Annotated in this window: 21 protein-coding genes; 14 read left to right on the plus strand and 7 right to left on the minus strand. The window is 57.4% G+C overall.

The features are described 5' to 3' along the window. Window positions 1-12: 12 nt before the first annotated feature. Genes ACN0TA_RS15580 through ACN0TA_RS15590 form a run of 3 tightly spaced genes read left to right on the plus strand, consistent with a single transcriptional unit; the run spans window position 13 to window position 2,443 of the window. Window positions 13-1,017, plus strand: a complete 1,005-nt coding sequence (locus tag ACN0TA_RS15580) for a flagellar motor protein MotA (protein ID WP_417584581.1) — start codon at window positions 13-15, stop codon at window positions 1,015-1,017. 12 nt (window positions 1,018-1,029) lie between these two features. Further along, window positions 1,030-2,058 (plus strand): peptidoglycan -binding protein, encoded by a 1,029-nt coding sequence (locus ACN0TA_RS15585; RefSeq protein WP_417584583.1) that lies wholly within the window; start codon window positions 1,030-1,032, stop codon window positions 2,056-2,058. A 10-nt stretch (window positions 2,059-2,068) separates the two neighbouring features. After that, entirely contained in the window at window positions 2,069-2,443 is a 375-nt protein-coding gene (locus ACN0TA_RS15590) for a GFA family protein (RefSeq protein ID WP_417584585.1), read from the plus strand. A 15-nt stretch (window positions 2,444-2,458) separates the two neighbouring features. On the opposite strand, the gene ACN0TA_RS15595 is transcribed toward ACN0TA_RS15590, so the two are convergent. After that, on the minus strand, window positions 2,459-4,294 hold the full coding sequence (locus ACN0TA_RS15595; RefSeq protein WP_417584587.1) for an ABC transporter transmembrane domain-containing protein: 1,836 nt from the start codon (window positions 4,292-4,294) through the stop codon (window positions 2,459-2,461). A 186-nt stretch (window positions 4,295-4,480) separates the two neighbouring features. Between ACN0TA_RS15595 and rpmE the strand changes: the two genes are divergently transcribed. Then, window positions 4,481-4,705, plus strand: coding sequence for a 50S ribosomal protein L31 (gene rpmE / locus ACN0TA_RS15600; protein WP_417584589.1), 225 nt, complete (start codon window positions 4,481-4,483; stop codon window positions 4,703-4,705). Window positions 4,706-4,776: 71 nt separating this feature from the next. Here the strand turns inward: rpmE and ACN0TA_RS15605 are convergent, their stop codons facing one another. Beyond that, on the minus strand, window positions 4,777-5,286 hold the full coding sequence (locus ACN0TA_RS15605) for a DUF1465 family protein (protein ID WP_417584625.1): 510 nt from the start codon (window positions 5,284-5,286) through the stop codon (window positions 4,777-4,779). Between the two features lie 349 nt (window positions 5,287-5,635). Then, window positions 5,636-5,818 (minus strand): DUF1192 domain-containing protein, encoded by a 183-nt coding sequence (locus ACN0TA_RS15610; protein ID WP_417584591.1) that lies wholly within the window; start codon window positions 5,816-5,818, stop codon window positions 5,636-5,638. Window positions 5,819-5,874: 56 nt separating this feature from the next. Here ACN0TA_RS15610 and ACN0TA_RS15615 point away from each other — a divergent pair, with 56 nt between their 5' ends. The 5 genes from ACN0TA_RS15615 (at window position 5,875) to ACN0TA_RS15635 (ending at window position 10,750) form a co-directional block, all read left to right on the plus strand. Further along, complete coding sequence (locus ACN0TA_RS15615) at window positions 5,875-6,882, plus strand: NAD(P)H-quinone oxidoreductase (protein ID WP_417584593.1); 1,008 nt, start codon at window positions 5,875-5,877, stop codon at window positions 6,880-6,882. Continuing rightward, window positions 6,879-7,919 (plus strand): S66 family peptidase, encoded by a 1,041-nt coding sequence (locus ACN0TA_RS15620; protein WP_417584595.1) that lies wholly within the window; start codon window positions 6,879-6,881, stop codon window positions 7,917-7,919. The genes ACN0TA_RS15615 and ACN0TA_RS15620 overlap by 4 nt, the downstream gene beginning before the upstream one ends. A 126-nt stretch (window positions 7,920-8,045) precedes the next feature. Then, window positions 8,046-8,957, plus strand: coding sequence for an alpha/beta hydrolase (locus tag ACN0TA_RS15625; RefSeq protein ID WP_417584597.1), 912 nt, complete (start codon window positions 8,046-8,048; stop codon window positions 8,955-8,957). 121 nt (window positions 8,958-9,078) lie between these two features. Beyond that, window positions 9,079-9,810, plus strand: coding sequence for a DUF1013 domain-containing protein (locus tag ACN0TA_RS15630; protein ID WP_417584599.1), 732 nt, complete (start codon window positions 9,079-9,081; stop codon window positions 9,808-9,810). A 175-nt stretch (window positions 9,811-9,985) separates the two neighbouring features. Beyond that, window positions 9,986-10,750 carry a sulfite exporter TauE/SafE family protein gene (locus ACN0TA_RS15635; protein WP_417584601.1) on the plus strand — a complete coding sequence of 255 codons (765 nt, stop codon included), beginning with the start codon at window positions 9,986-9,988 and terminating at the stop codon, window positions 10,748-10,750. 57 nt (window positions 10,751-10,807) lie between these two features. On the opposite strand, the gene ACN0TA_RS15640 is transcribed toward ACN0TA_RS15635, so the two are convergent. Next, window positions 10,808-10,984, minus strand: coding sequence for a YdcH family protein (locus tag ACN0TA_RS15640; protein ID WP_417584603.1), 177 nt, complete (start codon window positions 10,982-10,984; stop codon window positions 10,808-10,810). A 115-nt stretch (window positions 10,985-11,099) separates the two neighbouring features. Between ACN0TA_RS15640 and ACN0TA_RS15645 the strand changes: the two genes are divergently transcribed. Further along, entirely contained in the window at window positions 11,100-11,315 is a 216-nt protein-coding gene (locus ACN0TA_RS15645; RefSeq protein WP_417584605.1) for a YdcH family protein, read from the plus strand. Window positions 11,316-11,386: 71 nt separating this feature from the next. Further along, a complete protein-coding gene (locus ACN0TA_RS15650; protein WP_417584607.1) occupies window positions 11,387-12,199 on the plus strand; it encodes a siderophore-interacting protein in 813 nt (270 codons plus the stop codon). Between the two features lie 59 nt (window positions 12,200-12,258). Here ACN0TA_RS15650 and ACN0TA_RS15655 read toward each other — a convergent pair whose 3' ends face one another. Continuing rightward, the gene (locus ACN0TA_RS15655; protein WP_417584609.1) at window positions 12,259-14,523 is read right to left on the minus strand and encodes an AI-2E family transporter; all 2,265 of its coding nucleotides are present in this window, start codon (window positions 14,521-14,523) and stop codon (window positions 12,259-12,261) included. A gap of 180 nt (window positions 14,524-14,703) precedes the next feature. Between ACN0TA_RS15655 and purE the strand changes: the two genes are divergently transcribed. The 3 genes from purE to rpsU all read left to right on the plus strand — a co-directional run bounded on the left by purE (window position 14,704) and on the right by rpsU (window position 16,641). Continuing rightward, window positions 14,704-15,168, plus strand: coding sequence for a 5-(carboxyamino)imidazole ribonucleotide mutase (gene purE / locus ACN0TA_RS15660; RefSeq protein ID WP_417584627.1), 465 nt, complete (start codon window positions 14,704-14,706; stop codon window positions 15,166-15,168). Continuing rightward, window positions 15,161-16,255: a 5-(carboxyamino)imidazole ribonucleotide synthase gene (locus tag ACN0TA_RS15665; RefSeq protein WP_417584611.1), complete on the plus strand. Its 1,095-nt coding sequence runs from the start codon at window positions 15,161-15,163 to the stop codon at window positions 16,253-16,255. Before purE ends, ACN0TA_RS15665 begins: the two co-directional genes overlap by 8 nt. Before the next feature lie 161 nt (window positions 16,256-16,416). After that, window positions 16,417-16,641 carry a 30S ribosomal protein S21 gene (gene rpsU / locus ACN0TA_RS15670; protein ID WP_041529391.1) on the plus strand — a complete coding sequence of 75 codons (225 nt, stop codon included), beginning with the start codon at window positions 16,417-16,419 and terminating at the stop codon, window positions 16,639-16,641. A 91-nt stretch (window positions 16,642-16,732) separates the two neighbouring features. On the opposite strand, the gene ACN0TA_RS15675 is transcribed toward rpsU, so the two are convergent. Both ACN0TA_RS15675 and ACN0TA_RS15680 read right to left on the minus strand, forming a co-directional pair. Then, window positions 16,733-17,077 carry a hypothetical protein gene (locus ACN0TA_RS15675; protein WP_417584613.1) on the minus strand — a complete coding sequence of 115 codons (345 nt, stop codon included), beginning with the start codon at window positions 17,075-17,077 and terminating at the stop codon, window positions 16,733-16,735. Window position 17,078: 1 nt separating this feature from the next. Beyond that, window positions 17,079-17,390 carry a hypothetical protein gene (locus ACN0TA_RS15680; RefSeq protein ID WP_417584615.1) on the minus strand — a complete coding sequence of 104 codons (312 nt, stop codon included), beginning with the start codon at window positions 17,388-17,390 and terminating at the stop codon, window positions 17,079-17,081. Window positions 17,391-17,473: the final 83 nt, after the last annotated feature.

Below are 17,473 nucleotides of genomic sequence, written 5' to 3' on the forward strand. Positions count from 1 at the left end.
AGCCGGCCCTATATGACGCAATCATACGACCCGTATCGCCTCGCCAATCCACTGGTCTATCTGATCAAGATGGTCATCTTCCTTGTCCTCGTGGCGATGGTGGCGATCATCTTGCTGCCCCAACTTCTCGACGCGTTCTGGTCCAATCCGTTCATTAACGGCATGATCCTGTTTGTATTGCTGGTGGGGATCATTCTGTCTTTCCGGCAGGTGATCCGACTTTTCCCCGAGGTCAATTGGGTCAATTCACTCCAGGAAGGCAATGCCGGCCAACTCCGGCGCGCCCCGGTGTTGCTCGCACCGGTCGCCGCAATCATGCGGGACAAGCTGGGCGAGACCGTAATTACCCCTGCCTCGATGCGCTCGATCCTTGATTCGGTAGGAATCCGGCTTGACGAGGCCAAGGACACGTCGCGCTATCTCACCGGCCTTCTTGTCTTTCTGGGACTGCTCGGAACGTTCTACGGTCTGCTTCAGACTGTGGGCGCAGTATCGGGCGTTATTCAGAACCTCGACGTAACGTCGGGCGACACCACCAATATTTTCGGCAATCTCAAGGATGGTCTCGAAGCGCCGCTGGGCGGCATGTCGATCGCCTTTGCGTCATCGCTGTTCGGTTTGTCGGGTTCGCTGGTATTGGGCTTTCTCGATCTGCAGGCTGGTCAGGCCCAGAACGCGTTCTACACCGACCTTGAAGATTGGATGAGTTCGATGACCGAGCTCGACCACCCCATAGCAACGATGCAGGCCAACAATTTTGGAGTGTCGGGCCCTGAAATGCAGCAGATGTTCGAGCGGCTGGGCGCGACGATGCAGACCCAGAATTCGTCGCAGAACGCTATCCGCGCCATGGCTGAATTGGCCAAGGGCATTGACGGTCTCGTCAAGCACATCAGGGCCGAACAAGAAGATCTGCGGGCTCACATCTCCGAACAGGCAGAGGTCAACAAGCGCCTGACCACGCTGATCGACACCCTGTTGCAGGACAATGATCGTCCCCGCGACGGCCAGAACTAGGACACTTCGCCCATGGCACTCGTCCGCGGACGCTCATCTGCTGAACGCCCCAGCTATTGGCCCGGTTATGTAGACGCTCTGTCGAGCCTGCTGCTGGTCATCATATTTCTGCTCTCGCTGTTCATGATCGCCCAGTTCTTCCTGAATCAGGAAATTCTGGGTCGTGACACAGCTCTGTCGCGACTTAACGCCCAGATCGCCGAACTGACTGAGTTGCTTCAGCTCGAAAGGGCAAATTCCGAAGAACTCGAACTTTCGATCTCCTCGCTGTCGGCGACGCTTTCAGGTGTCGAGGCCGAGCGGGACAATCTACAAAGTCAGCTGGCCGGCCTTGGCGACGGAATTGCCGACTATGATTCCACGATTGCTGGCCTTGAGACCGAGCTGTCGGAAGAGCGAGAGTTGTCATCTGAGGCACAGGCACAGGTCGCGCTCCTTAACCAGCAGCTTGCCGCGCTGCGCCAGCAAATTGGCGCGCTTGAAGCGGCTCTGGAAGCGTCCGAGTTAAGAGACACCGAAAGTCGCACCCAGATTGCCGATCTGGGCCGCCGCCTCAATCTGGCGCTTGCTCAACGGGTACAGGATCTGTCACGCTATCGTTCAGATTTTTTTGGCCGACTGCGTGAAATTCTGGAAGGACGTTCGGACGTTCAGGTGGTTGGCGATCGTTTTGTCTTCCAGTCCGAAGTGCTCTTTGATGCCGGACAGGCACAGATCTCCGTCGAGGGGCAATCCCAGATACGCGCGCTTGCCGACGCCATTCTTGAACTCGAAACCGAGATTCCCGCCGACATCCCCTGGGTGCTGCGCATTGACGGACACACCGACCGCCGCCCGATCTCGACGCCTCAATTTCCCTCGAACTGGGAACTTTCAGCGGCACGTGCCATCGCGGTAGCAAAGCTGCTTGTCGAACAGGGTGTCTCGCCCAATCGACTCCTGGCCGCTGGGTTCGGCGAATTTTCACCCCTTGATCCGGCCGATAACGACGATGCCTACCGCCGCAATCGGCGCATCGAGTTCAAGCTGACTGAAGCTTGAGGGAGCGGAAATGGAAGAGGCGCGAGGCCAGTGCCTGTGCGGACGTGTTAAACTGGTGGCCAGGGGTGCGCCGGACAGAGTCGGCATTTGCCACTGCCTTGAATGCCGCAAGCACCATGGCGCGCTTTTCTATGCTGCGGCCATCTTTGCTGAAAGCGCGGTTGAGGTAACCGGCGCGACAAGCTCATACAACGGGCGCCATTTTTGCCCGCACTGCGGCTCTTCGGTCTTTGCCCGGACCGACGATGAAATCGAAGTCCATCTGGGCGCTTTCGATGCGCCCAACTCTTTTGTGCCGACCTATGAGACCTGGACGATCCGGCGCGAGCTCTGGCTGCCCGCCTTCACGCTCGGCGCCCACTACGAGCGCGACAGCGACGATTGAACGTTGATCGCATTCTCAGCCAGCAAGCGCTTCATCGTTTAGCCGGAATTGGAGCTTTGCAAGTTCGGCATAACGTCCGCCCTTGTTGACCAATTCATCGTGAGTGCCCTCGTCGATCAATTCGCCCTTTTCGAGCACCAGGATACGGCTTGCATTGCGAATTGTCGCCAGCCTGTGAGCGATGACGAGAGTCGTACGCCCCTCCATGAGCCGCTCCAGCGCCATCTGCACGAGATGCTCGCTCTGGGCGTCTAGCGCGCTGGTTGCCTCATCGAGCAACAAGATAGGCGCGTCCTTGAGCAAGGCCCTGGCAATGGCAACGCGCTGTTTTTGGCCACCCGAGAGCATCACACCGCGCTCTCCCACCATCGTGTCGAAACCTTGCGGCAAGTCCTCGACAAAGCCTGTCACCAAAGCTGCATCGGCGGCTGCGCGAATTTCCGCCATCGTCGCATCGGGCTTGGCAAAGCGGATATTGTCGGCAATCGATCCGGCAAAAATGACAGGCTCCTGATCGACAGAGGCAAAGCGCAAGCGCAAATCTGCGGGGTCAGCGTCCCGCACGTCCACGCCGTCGACGATAACAGCGCCCGAATTGACATCATAAAATCTCTGGAGCAGAGCGAATACCGTCGTTTTGCCAGCACCGGAAGCGCCAACCAGCGCCACGGTTTCGCCCGGCTCCACTACAAATGACAGCCGAGAAAGGATCGGGGCATCGTCACGCGTCATATAGGAAAAATCGACGGCGTCGAAAGTGACCCTGCCCATAGGCGGTTTCGGCATGGCAACAGGATCGGAACGGACAGGCAGGCTCGAACGGGTATCGAGCAATTCGATTAACCGCTCGGTTGCGCCCGAGACTTGTTGCAACGTACCAAACAGATCACTCATGTTGGTAAGTGCGCTCGTCGCGATTACGGCATATATGGCGAACTGAACAACCTCGCCTACGCTGATCATTCCAGCAAATACCGCTTGGCTACCAAGCCAGACCAAAACGACCAGCGCCGACATGGTCACGAACATGACGATACCAATGAGCAGCGAGCGGGTCAGGAGCCGCTTTAGCTCTGCCCGGTATGTAGTCTCGGCATATCCCTGAAACAGCTGCTGCTGGCTCTGCTCCTGCACAAAGGACTTTACCGTTTTGACCGACGACAAAGTCTCTGTGACCATGGCCGACAGGTCGGCCAAGGTATCCTGGGTCACACGCGACACGTTTTTCATGCGCCGTCCCATGGCAACGAGCGGAAAAACGATGATTGGAATGACGACCACTACCCCCAGCGCGAGCTGAAAACTGGTCAGGAACATCATCAGCAACGCACCGACCATCAAGATCAGCGAGCGCAGTGCCAGCGAAGCCGACGAACCGACTGCGCTTCGGATCACGGCCACATCGGCATTGAGGCGCGACGTCAATTCCCCCACCCTGTTCACGTCGAAAAACGTCGCATCGAGCGTAAGCAGATGATTGAAGACATCCTGGCGCAGATCGGCAATGACGCGCTCGCCTATGACCGAAATCAGATAAAAGCGCGCCCCAGCCGAAATTGCCATCACCGCGCCGATCAATATGATGAGCCAGGCGTAGGACGAGACAGTCTCAAAATTTTCGGTGACAAAGCCTTCGTCGATGAAGCCGCCCGCAAAATAAGGAATCGAAAGCGAGGCAATGGCTGCAATCATCAGGAACGCCAACGTCATGACCAACCGCAACGGGTAGCGCACGAGATATGGCACCAGACGGCTCAGCGGCTTGAGTGAAGATGCCTGGGCGCCCGCTTTCAGGCGTGGCACATCATTTTCGGCTTCAGTTGACGATAGATTGGCAGCGGTTTCCGACATATCGGCGTATTCCTGTTTGCGCCTAGATAGTCCCTGACCAGCCCGGGGGCAAGTTTGCATCCGCTTAAACACGCATTCATGCCGCCTCTTGCGCTGAGGCGCTGCATTCTGTAAAAGGCCGCCAACGAATTTGCGAGACGTTTCGTCCGGGCGCGGTAGCGCCCGTTTGATTTAGGGCCCGATCCAATGAAAAAAGATATCCACCCCGACTACCATTTCATCACTGTGATGATGACTGACGGGACCGAATACAAGACCCGTTCGACCTATGGCAAGGAAGGCGACAAGCTGTCCCTTGACATCGATCCGACCACTCACCCGGCCTGGACCGGTGGCCATGGAAAGCTGATCGACCGCGGTGGCCGCGTGTCGCGCTTCAAGGAAAAGTTCAAGGGCATCCTCGGTTCGTAAGAACCACAGCCTGCAGAATGACAAAAGCCCGGCCATTGCGCCGGGCTTTTTCGCATCCGGACCTTTTTAGATCAGAAGCCGCCGAAAGCCGCTTTCAGCCGGTCCCTTTGGGCCGACAACGCATTTTCGCCCTCGGGCTCCGCAGGCAATTCCTCGCCGCGCTCGATCCTGTCGAAATTTACAACACGTTCGAACAGCCTGTCGCCCTTGGCGATGTAGGACTTCATCCGTTCAGGGATATCATCCCAACCCGGACCGCCACGATCGGATGGCAGCGCAGAAAACTTGACCTTCGATTTCTCACTGCGCGCCTGCTCTTGCGAAATCTCGCCTTCGTTGACCGCGCGTTGCAGCAACAGCCACGATGCCAGCTGCATCAGTCGCGTTGTGAGTCGCATGCTCTCGGTGGCGTAAATGAAGGCAGCATCGCGGCTGAGTTCCTTGCTTTCGCCACGTCCCTCACCGTCCAGATAGGCAGCAACTTCCTCAATTAGGCCCATGCCTTCACGATAAAGCAGGTCAAACCCGCCCGAAGTCAGCAGCCTTGGGGTCAATGCAACGGCGTCGCTGGGGGACCTCATCTCGTCCACGGGCACTCCTTAATCACGTTGGATGTATCGCACGCATCCTATGCGCTTTTAGGCGAGCCGTCATTACGGCCCGCAAAGGAGTTGCAACTAGCCTTAACGCAAATTGTTCCGGTGAACCCTACCCCAGAAAAGAAAAAAGAGCCGTCAAGCAAACGGCTCTCGAAAGTTAACAGGGAGGCGTCAAACAGAGGGAAGGAACCGCTCTGAAAAACTCCAGCGTAAACTGGATAATGAAAACCTAAACCGAACTCGTAAAATTTTCCTTAACGAGACTCGCTTTTTTAACCTTACCGGCAAGTGACTGTCAGGGTGAAGCGCAAACGAGCACGATTCGCCTTGCTCAGAACTTGAATACGGCATCCGCAGCCTCGCGGCTCGCTGTCTTACCCTCGATGGCGGCTTCAAGCCGGGCGATTTCCGCCTTGAGAATTTCGATACGCGCCTGGAGTTCGTGAACCGAGAGTGTATCGAGAGACACGCCCACCTCATGAGACGGTGCGCGGCGTATGGGATCGTCTTCCATACTGATCTCCTAAATTTGTAGTTGGTCCATTCTGGCTTGCGATTAAGATGGCGTCCATGACATTCAAAGACCAGATGCAAGCTATCGAAATTTTGGCACCCGGCGGTCCCGAAGTTCTTCGGCTTTCAAATTGCGCCACCCCGCGGCCAAATGCCGGTGAAGTTCTCATCGCCGTCGCCGCATCGGGAGTGAACGGCCCGGACATTTCACAGCGACAGGGCGCTTACCCGCCTCCAGCAGATTCCTCCCCGCGACCAGGCCTTGAAGTGTCGGGCAGGATTGCGGCTCTTGGCGAAGGCGAAGTGCGCTTTCAGATCGGTGATGACGTTGTGGCGCTTTGCAATGGGGGCGGATATGCGCCCTATGTTGCCGTACCGGCCGGGCAGGTTCTGCCAAAGCCCGAAAACTGGTCTCACATTGAAGCAGCGACGCTGCCGGAGACATTTTTCACATTGCAGCAAACACTCATCGAAAGGGCTGGATTGGCAGCAGGACAGACTGTGCTGATCCATGGTGGAGCCGGCGGAATTGGTGCCAGTGCCATTCAGATCTGCCGATTATTTGATGCAGTGCCCATCGTAACGATATCGAGTGCCGAAAAGGCACGCTACGCCAAAGCCATGGGCGCTGCACACACCATTGATTATACCAATGAGGATTTCGTCGAACGCATCAAATCGATGACCAACGGACGGGGAGCTGACATCGTCATCGACATTATCGGAGGCGAATATGCCAACCGCAACCTCAAGGCATGTGCCTATGGCGGCCACGTCATCCAGCTTGCCATTCAGGGTGGCGCGAGGGCCGAGATTAATCTTGGCCTGATCCTGATGAATGCACTGACCCTGTCGGGATCGACGCTGCGCCCTCAGCCAACGGCGACAAAAGCGCGATTTGCGCAAGCGCTGCGGTCCAATGTCTGGCCGGCAATCCGCGCTGGAGCCATAATCCCCCCTCGTATAAAGACCTTCCCAATTGAGCGAGCCGCGGACGCGCATCGGGCCATGGAAGCTGACAGCCACTACGGCAAAATCGTCCTTACAGTCGAGACACCCCAATGACGGAGCACTGGCCTCGCGCTCTGACCAAGCCACAGCGCCTCAACGCTGGCGATACAATCGCCGTTGTTTCCCCAAGCTGGGGCGGTCCGGGGACTTTCCCTGATCGCTATGAGGCAGGACTTGCTTGCCTGCGCGAACGTTTCGGGTTTGAAATTGTCGAAATGGCGCATACCCGAGCCGACGAAAACTGGCTTGCCGAAAATCCCGCTGCCCGTGCAGCCGATATCATGACGGCATTTGCCGATCCCAGAATCAAAGGCATCTTTGCCTCAATCGGTGGCGATGACTCTGCAAGGCTCGAGCCGTTTCTCGATCTTTCGGTCCTCTCCGCCAATCCCAAAATCCTGATTGGCTATTCGGACACCACTGCGCTGCACTTTGCCTGCCTCAAAGCCGGTGTGCAGAGCTTTTATGGTCCATCCGTCATGTCCGGATTTGCTGAGAACGCCGGCATAAGCCCAACCACTGAGGCATCCTTTCGCGCTGTGGTCATGAATGGGCATCCTCATACCCTTCCCTGGGCGCAGGAGGGCTGGACCGACCAGATGCTGGATTGGGCCGATCCAACAAACCAGCATCGCGCCCGTCAACGCCAGCCTTCTTCAGGCCCCAAGACTTTGCGCGGCAGCGGCACAGTGAGCGGTCGGCTTATCGGGGGTTGTCTTGAGGTGCTGGAAATGATCAAGGCCACACCTTGGTGGCCGCCCCTCGACTATTGGGACGGAGCCGTGCTGTTTCTTGAGACCTCAGAAGAGGCTCCTGACGCCGACAGGGTCAGGCGCTGGGTTCGAAATTTCGCAGCCCAGGGCATTCTCGACCGCGTCAGCGCGGTTTTGTTGTCGCGACCGGCCGGGATGGACAGCGAGGGCCAGGCTGCTCAGGAATTGGCTGTTCTCGGTGTCCTCGATGAGCGCGGTCTTTTCGAGCTGCCGCTCATCTGCAATCTCGACTTCGGCCACACTGATCCCATCGTGACGCTACCTTATGGCGGGCAGGTCAGCATTGAGTGTCAAACATCCAAAGTGTCGTTGCTCTGACAGATGCGGCGGCGCGTCCCTGTGTCTGTCTGGCAACGGATCGGTCACGATTACGTCAAACATCCTGACCAGACTTGCCAGAGACTTCTGTTCTGATGATTTTATACGTCCGGGGGCGCAACCGGTATGTTAGATATCTTGATTGAAGGCTGGATGAACCAGACGACCTTGCGCCTTGTCGGCGGCCTCGTGCTCGCTTCACTGCTTCTTTATGTATTGCTGGTTACGGTAGCTTATACCTTCCAGCGTGAAATGGTTTTTCCACGGCGTTTCGTTAATGCCACGCCTTTTGCCGCAATGGTCGGCGCCGACTTTGAACGCGTCACGCTCGACACGAGCGATGGGGAAAAGCTCAAAGCCTACTTCAAACCGCCGATCAATGGCGCGCCGATGATCGTAGCCTTCCATGGCAACGGCAGCGTTCCCGAACCGCAGGCGGTCCGATTTGGTAGTGCTCCTTGGGCCAATACAGGTTTTGGGATCCTTTCATTTGCCTATCGCGGCTATCCGGGCTCGACTGGAACGCCCAGTGAAGATGGACTACTGATCGACGCAGAAGCCGCAATCGCCTATGCCCAGAAACACGCCCCCGGTAGTCCGCTGGTGTTCGTGGGGCATTCCCTTGGCACGGGCGTCGCCGTTGCCATGTCCGAACGGTACCCGAGCCAGGCTCTGGTGCTTGAAGCCCCGTTCTCTTCGCTCCCCGATGTCGTGGCCGCTACGATGCCCTTCCTGCCCGGACAATTGATGCAAGATACTTTTTTTTCCGCGCGTCGCATCGCCGGCAGTCAAGCCGATTCAATAATTGTCGTCCACGGCGAACGCGACACCGTAGTGCCAGCCTTCCTGGGACGTCGCTTGTTCGCAGCGGCACCGCATGGGGTGTTCATCTCGGTCGAAGACGCCGATCACCTCAATCTGCGTGGTATGCGCGACACCGAAATCGTGAAGCTTGTCCTCAACGGCTATCCACCCCAGCCGACCCCGCAAAGCGAACCTGTCGGCAGCCCCGATCCACTGGAAACTGGCGCTGCGTGATTGCTGATTGCATGATCGGCATTTGACCCGTATATTGAAGGTCAAATTCCCCCTCATCCCAGACTTGGCGAGGCGGGCGATCCGGAGGAACACCGGGTCGCAGCACAGGAGAGATTTACCCATGGCCACACAATTGCTCATGCCCAAGGCGACAGCCGTCTGGCTGGTCGAAAACACCGGGCTGACCTTCAAACAGATCGCCGATTTCTGCACCCTGCATCCGCTCGAAGTCCAGGGTATCGCCGACGGCGATGTCGCCGGTGGCATCCGTGGTGTTAACCCGGTTCAGAACGGACAGATGTCGCGCGACGAGATCGCCAAGGGCGAAGCCGACGAAAATTACAAGCTCAGGATTTCCGAACCCAAGGTCAAAGTTGCAGCGCCAAAGCGCCGAGGTCCGCGTTATACGCCGACCTCGCGTCGCCATGAACGCCCCAACGCTATCAAGTGGCTGGTCCGCAATCACCCCGAACTCAAGGACGCCCAGATCATGCGTCTTGTCGGGACGACCAAATCGACCATCGAATCCGTGCGCGAGAACACGCACTGGAATGCGGCCAACCTGACAGCAATGGACCCGGTCACCCTCGGTCTGTGCTCGCAAATGGAATTGGACATGGAAGTGCGCAAGGCAGCGCGTTCGGCAGGAATTTCCGAGGACGCGCCCGAAGGCACCCGCCTGATGACGGCCGAAGAAGCACTCAATCGCGCCCAGTACGAGCCTGAGGAAGGCGAGGAATCCGCGCACACGCCCGCTCAGGACAATTACGACGCAGAACGCGAGGCCGAATCGGTCTTTGCGAAGCTCAAATCGCTCAAGGGAGCCGACGCAGACGCCGAAGAGCGGGATTAATATTACGCGAACGTGAAAATGACGGTCCGCAGCCCTGCTGCGGACCGTTTTCATTTGAGCACTGTCCTTCCAGCCAGCCTTCACCTGACGGAAAACGGTTCAGCCGCGGGGCTTGACATCGGCGAAATTTGTCCGCGCAATGCGGTCCTATCCTCTTTAGATCTCCAAGTTTCAATTGACGTTTTTTCTTGTCGCTGCACTCGCAGTCTTCCTCGTTGCACTGTCAAAATCTGGCCTGGTCGCAAGTCTTGGCGTGGTGGGCGTTCCACTGCTCACGCTCGTGATGCCAGCCCGCGACGCGGCTGGCATGATGCTTCCCTTGCTGATCGTCATGGACATAATCGCGCTCATTGCCTACCGGCGCGAAGTTGACTGGAAAGTATTCTGGATTCTTCTGCCGGGCGCGCTTGTCGGTACGCTGATCGCGTTTTCGCTCTCGGCAACAGTCAGCGAGTCGATGGTGCGCCTGGCGATTGGGTTGATCACTTTGGCCTTCGTGCTCGATGCGTGGCTGCCGCTACGCAAAAAGCTTGAGGGGCTTCCCCCTTCGCGTCCCTGGGGCGCATTTTGGGGCGGCATTGCTGGCTTTACTAGCTTCGTGAGCCACACTGGAGGACCGCCGGTCCAGATTTACATGCTGCCCATGCGTTTGCCCCCTGCCCTGTTCGCGGGCACCAACGCAGTGTTTTTCGCCGTGGTCAACGCAGCCAAGATCCCGTTCTATTTTGTCCTGGGGCAGCTTTCACTCTCCAACATGCAGGCCGCGCTGTACCTGGTGCCTGTAGCTATTGCAGGCATGATCCTTGGCGTATTTCTTGTGCGCAGAATTGACCCCGGCCTATTCTACCGGGTCGCCTATATCCTGATCTTCCTGCTTGCCCTGAAGCTGATCTACGACGGGGTGATTGGAATATCTTTTGCTGATGCCGCGCACCAATAAAAAAGGCCGCAGCTTTCGCCGTGGCCTCACAGAAATCGCAAGTTTTGGGACTGGACCTTAGTGAGTGGTCTCGTGCTGAGCACGTGCCATCTGGTCCTTAAGCTCGAGTTTCTTGCGCTTGAGAGCGGCAATCAGCAGTGCATCGCGCGCCGGATGGCGTAATTCTTCGCTGATCTTGCGTTCCAAATCCTGGTGTCGCCGCTCCAGGGAAGTGATGTAAGTCTGTGAGGTCATAGCCACTCCTTTCATCATTGAACGACGATATCGTCACATTCTTTGCAGCCTTTGTCCAATGGCAAATCTGTGGCAGAAAGGAAGCTGGCATAAGTCCTTTGGGGGGAAAAATATCGTGCTGCCATTGGACAAGGAAATCGAAGCGCGGCTCGGCCTCGAACTGGCGACAAAGCGGCAGGAGCACGCTGATCTTGATGCGGCAATTCATACGCTCACGGCCTCAGGTCTGGCCGATATAACGCTTATCCAGCGGCTCAAGAAGCGCAAGCTTGCGCTCAAGGATCGGATCGTCGCAATCGAACGGATTATTCTGCCAGACATTATCGCATAGTAACAAGTTAAGTTGACTTGCGATGTCATCATTTGTAATTCCACCCTCAACCATATTGAGGATGACCTGTGATGACCCAACATGCCCGCCTTGTCGAACGCGTTCGCCATGAACTCAAATTCAGGGTTGCAAAGGTCGTCAAATCCGAACGCATCACGCCAAAGATGGCGAGGATCACGCTGACCTCCGAAGATTTCGATAGCTTTGTTTCCCTTGCCTATGACGATCACTGCAAGGTGTTCTTTCCCGAAGCCGGCGCATCTGATTTTCCGGTCCCGGCACGCGGGGAAAACGGCCTTGTCTTTCCTGACGGCATGCGACCGGAAGCGCGTGACTATACTCCCCGACACTATGACAATGGTGCCAAGACCCTGACGCTCGATTTCGTGCTGCATGGTGACGGTCCGGCTTCGGGCTGGGCCGAAGCCGCAAAACCTGGCGACACCATCGGGGTTGGGGGACCTCGGGGTTCGTTCGTAGTCCGAGGTGACTATGATTGGTACCTTCTGGTCGGTGACGAAACGGCACTGCCCGCAATTTCGCGCCGCCTTGAGGAATTGCCACGGGAAACACGCGCCATCGCCGTCATCGAGGTTTCCGATAACAGCGAGATACAAGCGATCGCAGCGCCGCAAGGCGCTGAAATCCATTGGTTGAGTCGCGAAGGCGCCGAGCCCGGCGATAGCGAAAAGCTGCTAGGCGCCGTCCAGGGCCTGCAACTGCCTGACGGGCCGGGTTATGTATTTATCGCGGGCGAAAGTGGTATGAGTAAAGCCGTGCGCAAGCACATGGTGGATGACCGCGGCCATAACCCCGACTGGATCAAGGCTGCAAGCTATTGGAAGTCCGGAAGCGAAGATTTTGACGACGGGCATGCCCATTAGCGACTTCTTGCACGACAAAGATCCTTACTTTTTTGCCGGGGCAAGGCTGAATCTGCGCTCTAGTCGATGACTTCTTTTTCTTCAGCCTCCCGGCGCAGCACAAGCTGACGAGTTTCGCGTGCAATAGGGGCAATGGCCTTTTCAAGTAAATCGATCTGGGCTTCATCGTACAACCTCGGCTCCTGGTCATAGATCGCCAGCACAGCGCCGAGGTGCCCGTCATCGAGCGGTATGGGCACCCCTGCATATGCCCGCACCCCGCTTTCCACCACACTGCGCATTTTTGCGTAAGGAGAGTGTTGCAAATCTTCGATGATCAGAGTTCCCGAACGCTTGAGCACCTCGTGAGCGAGGTGTTCGGCATGACTTCTCTCGGATTCTTCAAAGCTAGAATCAGTCATTGGCACCACGGTGACCATTGCAACAGTGGTGTTGGCAGACCGAGCCAACCGGCGCAGCGACCGGGCGATATCGGGGTCAGCGGAGGCCTGCGCCGTAATGGCCCGCGCGGTCACCCGCAGTTGAGGCACAACTTCGGGACTGTCAGAAAGCGGTCTTTCGTCTCCACCAACCGCCTGCGCAATCGCAAGTTCGGCTGAACCAATGGCGTGGACAACAACATCGATTTCGTCGGCTGTCCGCTCTGCTTGCCTTGTTTGATAGTCAGGATGAAAATACGCCGCAATCACGACGAGTTCCGGTCTTATTCGCTTCAGCCGGCGTGCCGCATACCGCGCATAGACATCAGGTTTGTCACCGAGGTAGCAAAGGCAAACAACGTCAGTTTGCGATAGATCCATCTGGGCGATACCCTCTTTGCGCAACGCCACGGGCGCCATGACCTGAGCCGCATACCCAAGCGCGCGCGAGCGTTCAGCCACCATGAGCGCCATGGCCTGATCGAGCTCCGTTTTCCCCCCAAACACCCGAACCCGTGCATCATCCTCGCCGTTTTCAGTTGCCGTATCGCCAATGTCGTCGAGCACTTCAGCCAGTGTCTCAACGACACGATGCCGGTGCGAAGGATCGGCAAGGTCGCCTGCGATATCGGCCTCTGCCAAGCGCAATGCCGGCACGGCAATCTCTTCATAAAATACCGAAATCCCGTCCTTCTCGATCTCCCGATCTGCCAGCTCAATCGCCTCTTCGACATTTGCCGAGATCAGCCTTTGATACAAACGTTCCTGCGGCAACAGCACGGGGGCACTGCCAAGTATGGTCTCGATAAACCCAAGACCGGGCACATAGCGTGCCATAACCACAATGCACACAGTCAGCGGCATCGAGACGATGAGCCCGATGGGACCCCATAGCGTTGCCCAGAACATGGCAGCGACGAGCACGGCAAGCGGCGTCAAGCCTGTCGACGTTCCATAAAGACGTGGCTCAATGATGTTGTTGGAAACAATTTCAAGCACGACATAAAGGCCGATAACGCCAAACAGCATCGTCCAGCCTGGATCGACAGCGACCGAAAGCAGGATCGGGATCGTTGCAATCATGAGGGTGCCAACGAAGGGAATGTAACGAAAAACGCTTGCCAACAATCCCCACAGAATTGCATTGGGCACACCAAGCACAAAAAGCCCCGCGCCAAACAGCGCGCCATACCCGGCACTTATCGTTGCCTGGGCCAGAAGGTAACGGCCGACCCGCGCACTGGCCTCGTTCATTGCCTCAGTGCTGGCCCGCAGATCGCCACGGCTGGCCAGCTTGAGGAAACGATCCCGTAGCTCCTCGCGCTCGAGCAACAGAAAAATGAGAAAGATCGTTACGATCAGCACCGAAGCGAGGGGGCCGATGATCGAGAAAAACAAGGCCTGTGCGGTCTCAAGTGCTCCCATACCGTCATTGGCAATAACGACCTGGATGGGTTCAGGCCCTTGATCGGACAAGGTCTCGGCGCTGGCTTCGACTTGCGCACCGAGCCGTTCCACAGTAGCCACCAGCCGGTCGATGACCTGCCCGCCCCCAAACGTTTCCTGCAACAAGCGCAGCTTGTCGCTGATGGTTGCCTGGTAGCGCGGCAAATCCGAAGCGAGCGACAGCATTTGGGAAAAGGCCAGATAGGCAACCCCGGAAATCAGCGCGATAACCGCCAATACCGAGACAATCACCGCGACGATATGCGGCGTGCCGACACGGCGCATCGCATGCACGACCGGTCCCAGAGCAAAGGCCAGCAAAACAGCCAGGACCAACGGAACGAAAATACCGCGCCCCAGATAGAGCACGGCAATGATAAGAACGAAGGTTAGAATCGCCGCTAGCGGCTGAATTGCCAACGGCGATGGCGCCGGGGCAACCGGCGGTTTCGTGTCCATGTGATGTTCCCAATCCAAGCCCGTATGGACCCCGCACGCTCAAAACGTAGCGGAACCGATTTCGTTCCCGACATGCGCAACAACGCTTCGGCTTGAACCTTCCCCGCTTATCGGATACAGCCACGCTTTAGCCAATTGAGGGTAGGGCTCTTGGTTTCATCTCCCCCCATTGCCATCGTCATGGGCAGCCAGTCGGACTGGCCCACCATGCGTTTCACCGCCGAAACGCTTGAAGCGCTTCGCCTTGACTATGAAGCGCGCATAGTTTCCGCGCATCGCACCCCGCTGCGCATGGTCGATTTCGCAACTACAGCACGCGATGAGGGCTTTCAGGTCATTATTGCCGGCGCTGGCGGCGCTGCCCATCTGCCCGGCATGATCGCAGCGATGACGACATTGCCAGTGCTCGGCGTTCCCGTCGAAAGCAAGGCATTGCATGGACAGGACAGCCTGCTTTCTATCGTTCAGATGCCTGGTGGCGTGCCGGTCGGCACGCTTGCAATAGGCAAGGCTGGCGCCATCAACGCTGCGCTTTTGGCAGCCTCTATTCTCTCGCTCGCCGATGAAGAGCTAGCAGCCCGTCTCGCCGAGTGGCGCGCGCGCCAAACCAATGCTGTTGCGGAGTTTCCCAAGGACGATGACTGACAACCACCCTCTACAGCCCGGCAGCCGTATCGGCATTCTGGGCGGTGGCCAGCTTGGTCGCATGCTTTCATTAGCGGCAAGCCAGCTAGGCATGAAGACCCACATCTTCTGCCCAGACAGTGACAGCCCCGCCTTCGACGTCACCCCCAACAAGACCGTGGCCGGCTATGACGACGTTGCAGCGCTGCGCGCCTTTGCCGGCGGGGTGGACGTAGTCACCTATGAGTTCGAAAACGTTCCTTTGGCCACGGCGAAAGTCATCGCTGACAATGTCCAGTTGCGCCCCGGCGCACGGGCTCTTGAAGTCAGCCAGGATCGTCTGGCCGAAAAAGCTTTTCTGAGCCATACCGGCGCCGCGATTGCCCCTTATCGCGCCGTCACGAGCCTGAACGAGCTCGAAAACGCGATTGCAGATATCGGGCTGCCAGCCGTCCTCAAGACCACGCGGCTGGGTTACGACGGCAAGGGGCAACGCATGATCGGCAAACCAGACGATCTTGAAGGCGCCTTTGCCGAGCTCGAGCCCGGCGCTCCCCTCGTTCTAGAGGCCTATATTCCTTTTGAAAAGGAAATCTCAGTCATTGCGGTGCGTGGTGCCGACGGTGCGATCGTCACTTATGATCCGGCCGAAAATGTTCATCGCAACCACATTCTCAAGACATCCACCCTACCTGCCACCGTTTCGGACGCCGTTGTGAACAAGGCGAAGGCTGTTGCTGGCGATATCGCAGCGGCACTTGACTATGTCGGGGCGATTGGCGTGGAGTTTTTTGTTGTTTCAGATGGCAACGATCCTCAGATTCTAGTCAACGAAATCGCACCGCGCGTGCACAATTCCGGCCATTGGACCCAGGCCGTGTGCATCACCGACCAGTTCGAAAACCATATCCGCGCCATATGCGGTTGGCCGCTGGGCGAAACGACACGGCTTGCGGGCGTCGTAATGGAAAATCTGCTCGGCGAAGAGATTTTTGAAACTGCCGCGCGCTCGGGGTCCGCCACCCAACCCCACGTCTATGGCAAGGCCGAAGCACGGACAGGTCGCAAAATGGGACACCTCAACATTGTCAGACTCCCCCAAGACTGACAAAATGCACAGTTTCCGGACCCCACCGGTGGACATGCAGAGACTCTTCTGGTAACTACCGCGGCCACGGTGACCGGCAAGTGTCGGTCGGCGCTGGATTGCTTTTGGCCTCCGGCGTTTGATATCAGCCGAAATTCTAACCGAAAGGGCGGGTGTTCCGCGTGCAAGTAGTCGTTCGCGATAACAATGTCGATCAGGCGCTTCGGGCGCTGAAAAAGAAGTTGCAGCGCGAAGGTGTGTTTCGCGAAATGAAGCTGCGCAACTATTACGAGAAGCCTTCTGAAAAGAAGGCACGGCAGAAGGCCGAGGCGATCCGCCGGGCCCGCAAGCTTGCTCGTAAGCGTGCACAGCGCGAGGCTGGTGTTGTAACCGGCGGGCGTCGCTAAGAGGGCTTCGCAAAGCGCGAAATCTCTTGCATCTGCGACTGTTCGACATGAACGTATTTGCAGAAAAACGCCGTCCTTTGGGGCGGCGTTTTTATTTTTGAAGTCCCGGCATATCGAGGATCGGCATCACCTCGACACCCTCACCCGGAAAATGGGTGAAATGGGCATGATTGCGAAACATATCGGCTGCGGCCGCGTGGTCCGCCGCTTCGACAATCACATAAGCCGCGGCTGTGTTGGTGGTGTCGGCAACACCGTCCGGGCCCACCTTCTTTGTCTTGCCCAGCGGCCCACCCGGATCGACAATGCGCGATGCGTTGGCTTCCATCCATTCGCCCCAGGCTTTCATCCCCGCTGCTTCGTCCACCCGGCCTTCGGCCTGCGCTTTTTCGGCGGCCGTCGCCGTTCCAGTATAGATCGCCAGAAAATTTGCCATTTCATCCTCCCCCTGCTGTATCCGCAAAGAACGTCTGAGCCCGTTCCCAGATCCCTCGTGCCCAGAGATCGGAATGATCGGCGCCCGGCTCGATCCAAACATCGTAAGGGTTAGGCGCCTCTTGGAAGAGCCGCTCTCCATTGGAAACGCTTACTGTCCTGTCGGCAGTACCATGAGCGACGAACACCGGCTCTTGCACATCGCCAATCCACTCATTGGACTGGAACTGGTCGAGCATCAACAGACCGACTGGCGCGAAAGGATAGCGCTCCGACGCCACGGTAACGGCGGAATAAAATGGCGTTTCAAGCAACAATGCCTCAGAGCCCAACCCGAAAAGAGTTGAGCAGTTTCAGCAGGTTGTGATTCAGTTCGGTTGTGAGACTGAACGGAGAA

Source organism: Pelagibacterium sp. (assembly GCF_048264985.1).
GTDB lineage: Bacteria > Pseudomonadota > Alphaproteobacteria > Rhizobiales > Devosiaceae > Pelagibacterium.

Bases quoted from the DNA above. Each gene is read 5' to 3' on its own strand.
- ACN0TA_RS15580 (WP_417584581.1), top strand. From the start codon at position 13: ATGACGCAATCATACGACCCGTATCGCCTCGCCAATCCACTGGTCTAT.
- ACN0TA_RS15585 (WP_417584583.1), top strand. From the start codon at position 1,030: ATGGCACTCGTCCGCGGACGCTCATCTGCTGAACGCCCCAGCTATTGG.
- ACN0TA_RS15590 (WP_417584585.1), top strand. From the start codon at position 2,069: ATGGAAGAGGCGCGAGGCCAGTGCCTGTGCGGACGTGTTAAACTGGTG.
- ACN0TA_RS15595 (WP_417584587.1), bottom strand. From the start codon at position 4,294: ATGTCGGAAACCGCTGCCAATCTATCGTCAACTGAAGCCGAAAATGAT.
- rpmE (WP_417584589.1), top strand. From the start codon at position 4,481: ATGAAAAAAGATATCCACCCCGACTACCATTTCATCACTGTGATGATG.
- ACN0TA_RS15605 (WP_417584625.1), bottom strand. From the start codon at position 5,286: ATGAGGTCCCCCAGCGACGCCGTTGCATTGACCCCAAGGCTGCTGACT.
- ACN0TA_RS15610 (WP_417584591.1), bottom strand. From the start codon at position 5,818: ATGGAAGACGATCCCATACGCCGCGCACCGTCTCATGAGGTGGGCGTG.
- ACN0TA_RS15615 (WP_417584593.1), top strand. From the start codon at position 5,875: ATGACATTCAAAGACCAGATGCAAGCTATCGAAATTTTGGCACCCGGC.
- ACN0TA_RS15620 (WP_417584595.1), top strand. From the start codon at position 6,879: ATGACGGAGCACTGGCCTCGCGCTCTGACCAAGCCACAGCGCCTCAAC.
- ACN0TA_RS15625 (WP_417584597.1), top strand. From the start codon at position 8,046: ATGTTAGATATCTTGATTGAAGGCTGGATGAACCAGACGACCTTGCGC.
- ACN0TA_RS15630 (WP_417584599.1), top strand. From the start codon at position 9,079: ATGGCCACACAATTGCTCATGCCCAAGGCGACAGCCGTCTGGCTGGTC.
- ACN0TA_RS15640 (WP_417584603.1), bottom strand. From the start codon at position 10,984: ATGACCTCACAGACTTACATCACTTCCCTGGAGCGGCGACACCAGGAT.
- ACN0TA_RS15650 (WP_417584607.1), top strand. From the start codon at position 11,387: ATGACCCAACATGCCCGCCTTGTCGAACGCGTTCGCCATGAACTCAAA.
- ACN0TA_RS15655 (WP_417584609.1), bottom strand. From the start codon at position 14,523: ATGGACACGAAACCGCCGGTTGCCCCGGCGCCATCGCCGTTGGCAATT.
- purE (WP_417584627.1), top strand. From the start codon at position 14,704: ATGGGCAGCCAGTCGGACTGGCCCACCATGCGTTTCACCGCCGAAACG.
- ACN0TA_RS15665 (WP_417584611.1), top strand. From the start codon at position 15,161: ATGACTGACAACCACCCTCTACAGCCCGGCAGCCGTATCGGCATTCTG.
- ACN0TA_RS15675 (WP_417584613.1), bottom strand. From the start codon at position 17,077: ATGGCAAATTTTCTGGCGATCTATACTGGAACGGCGACGGCCGCCGAA.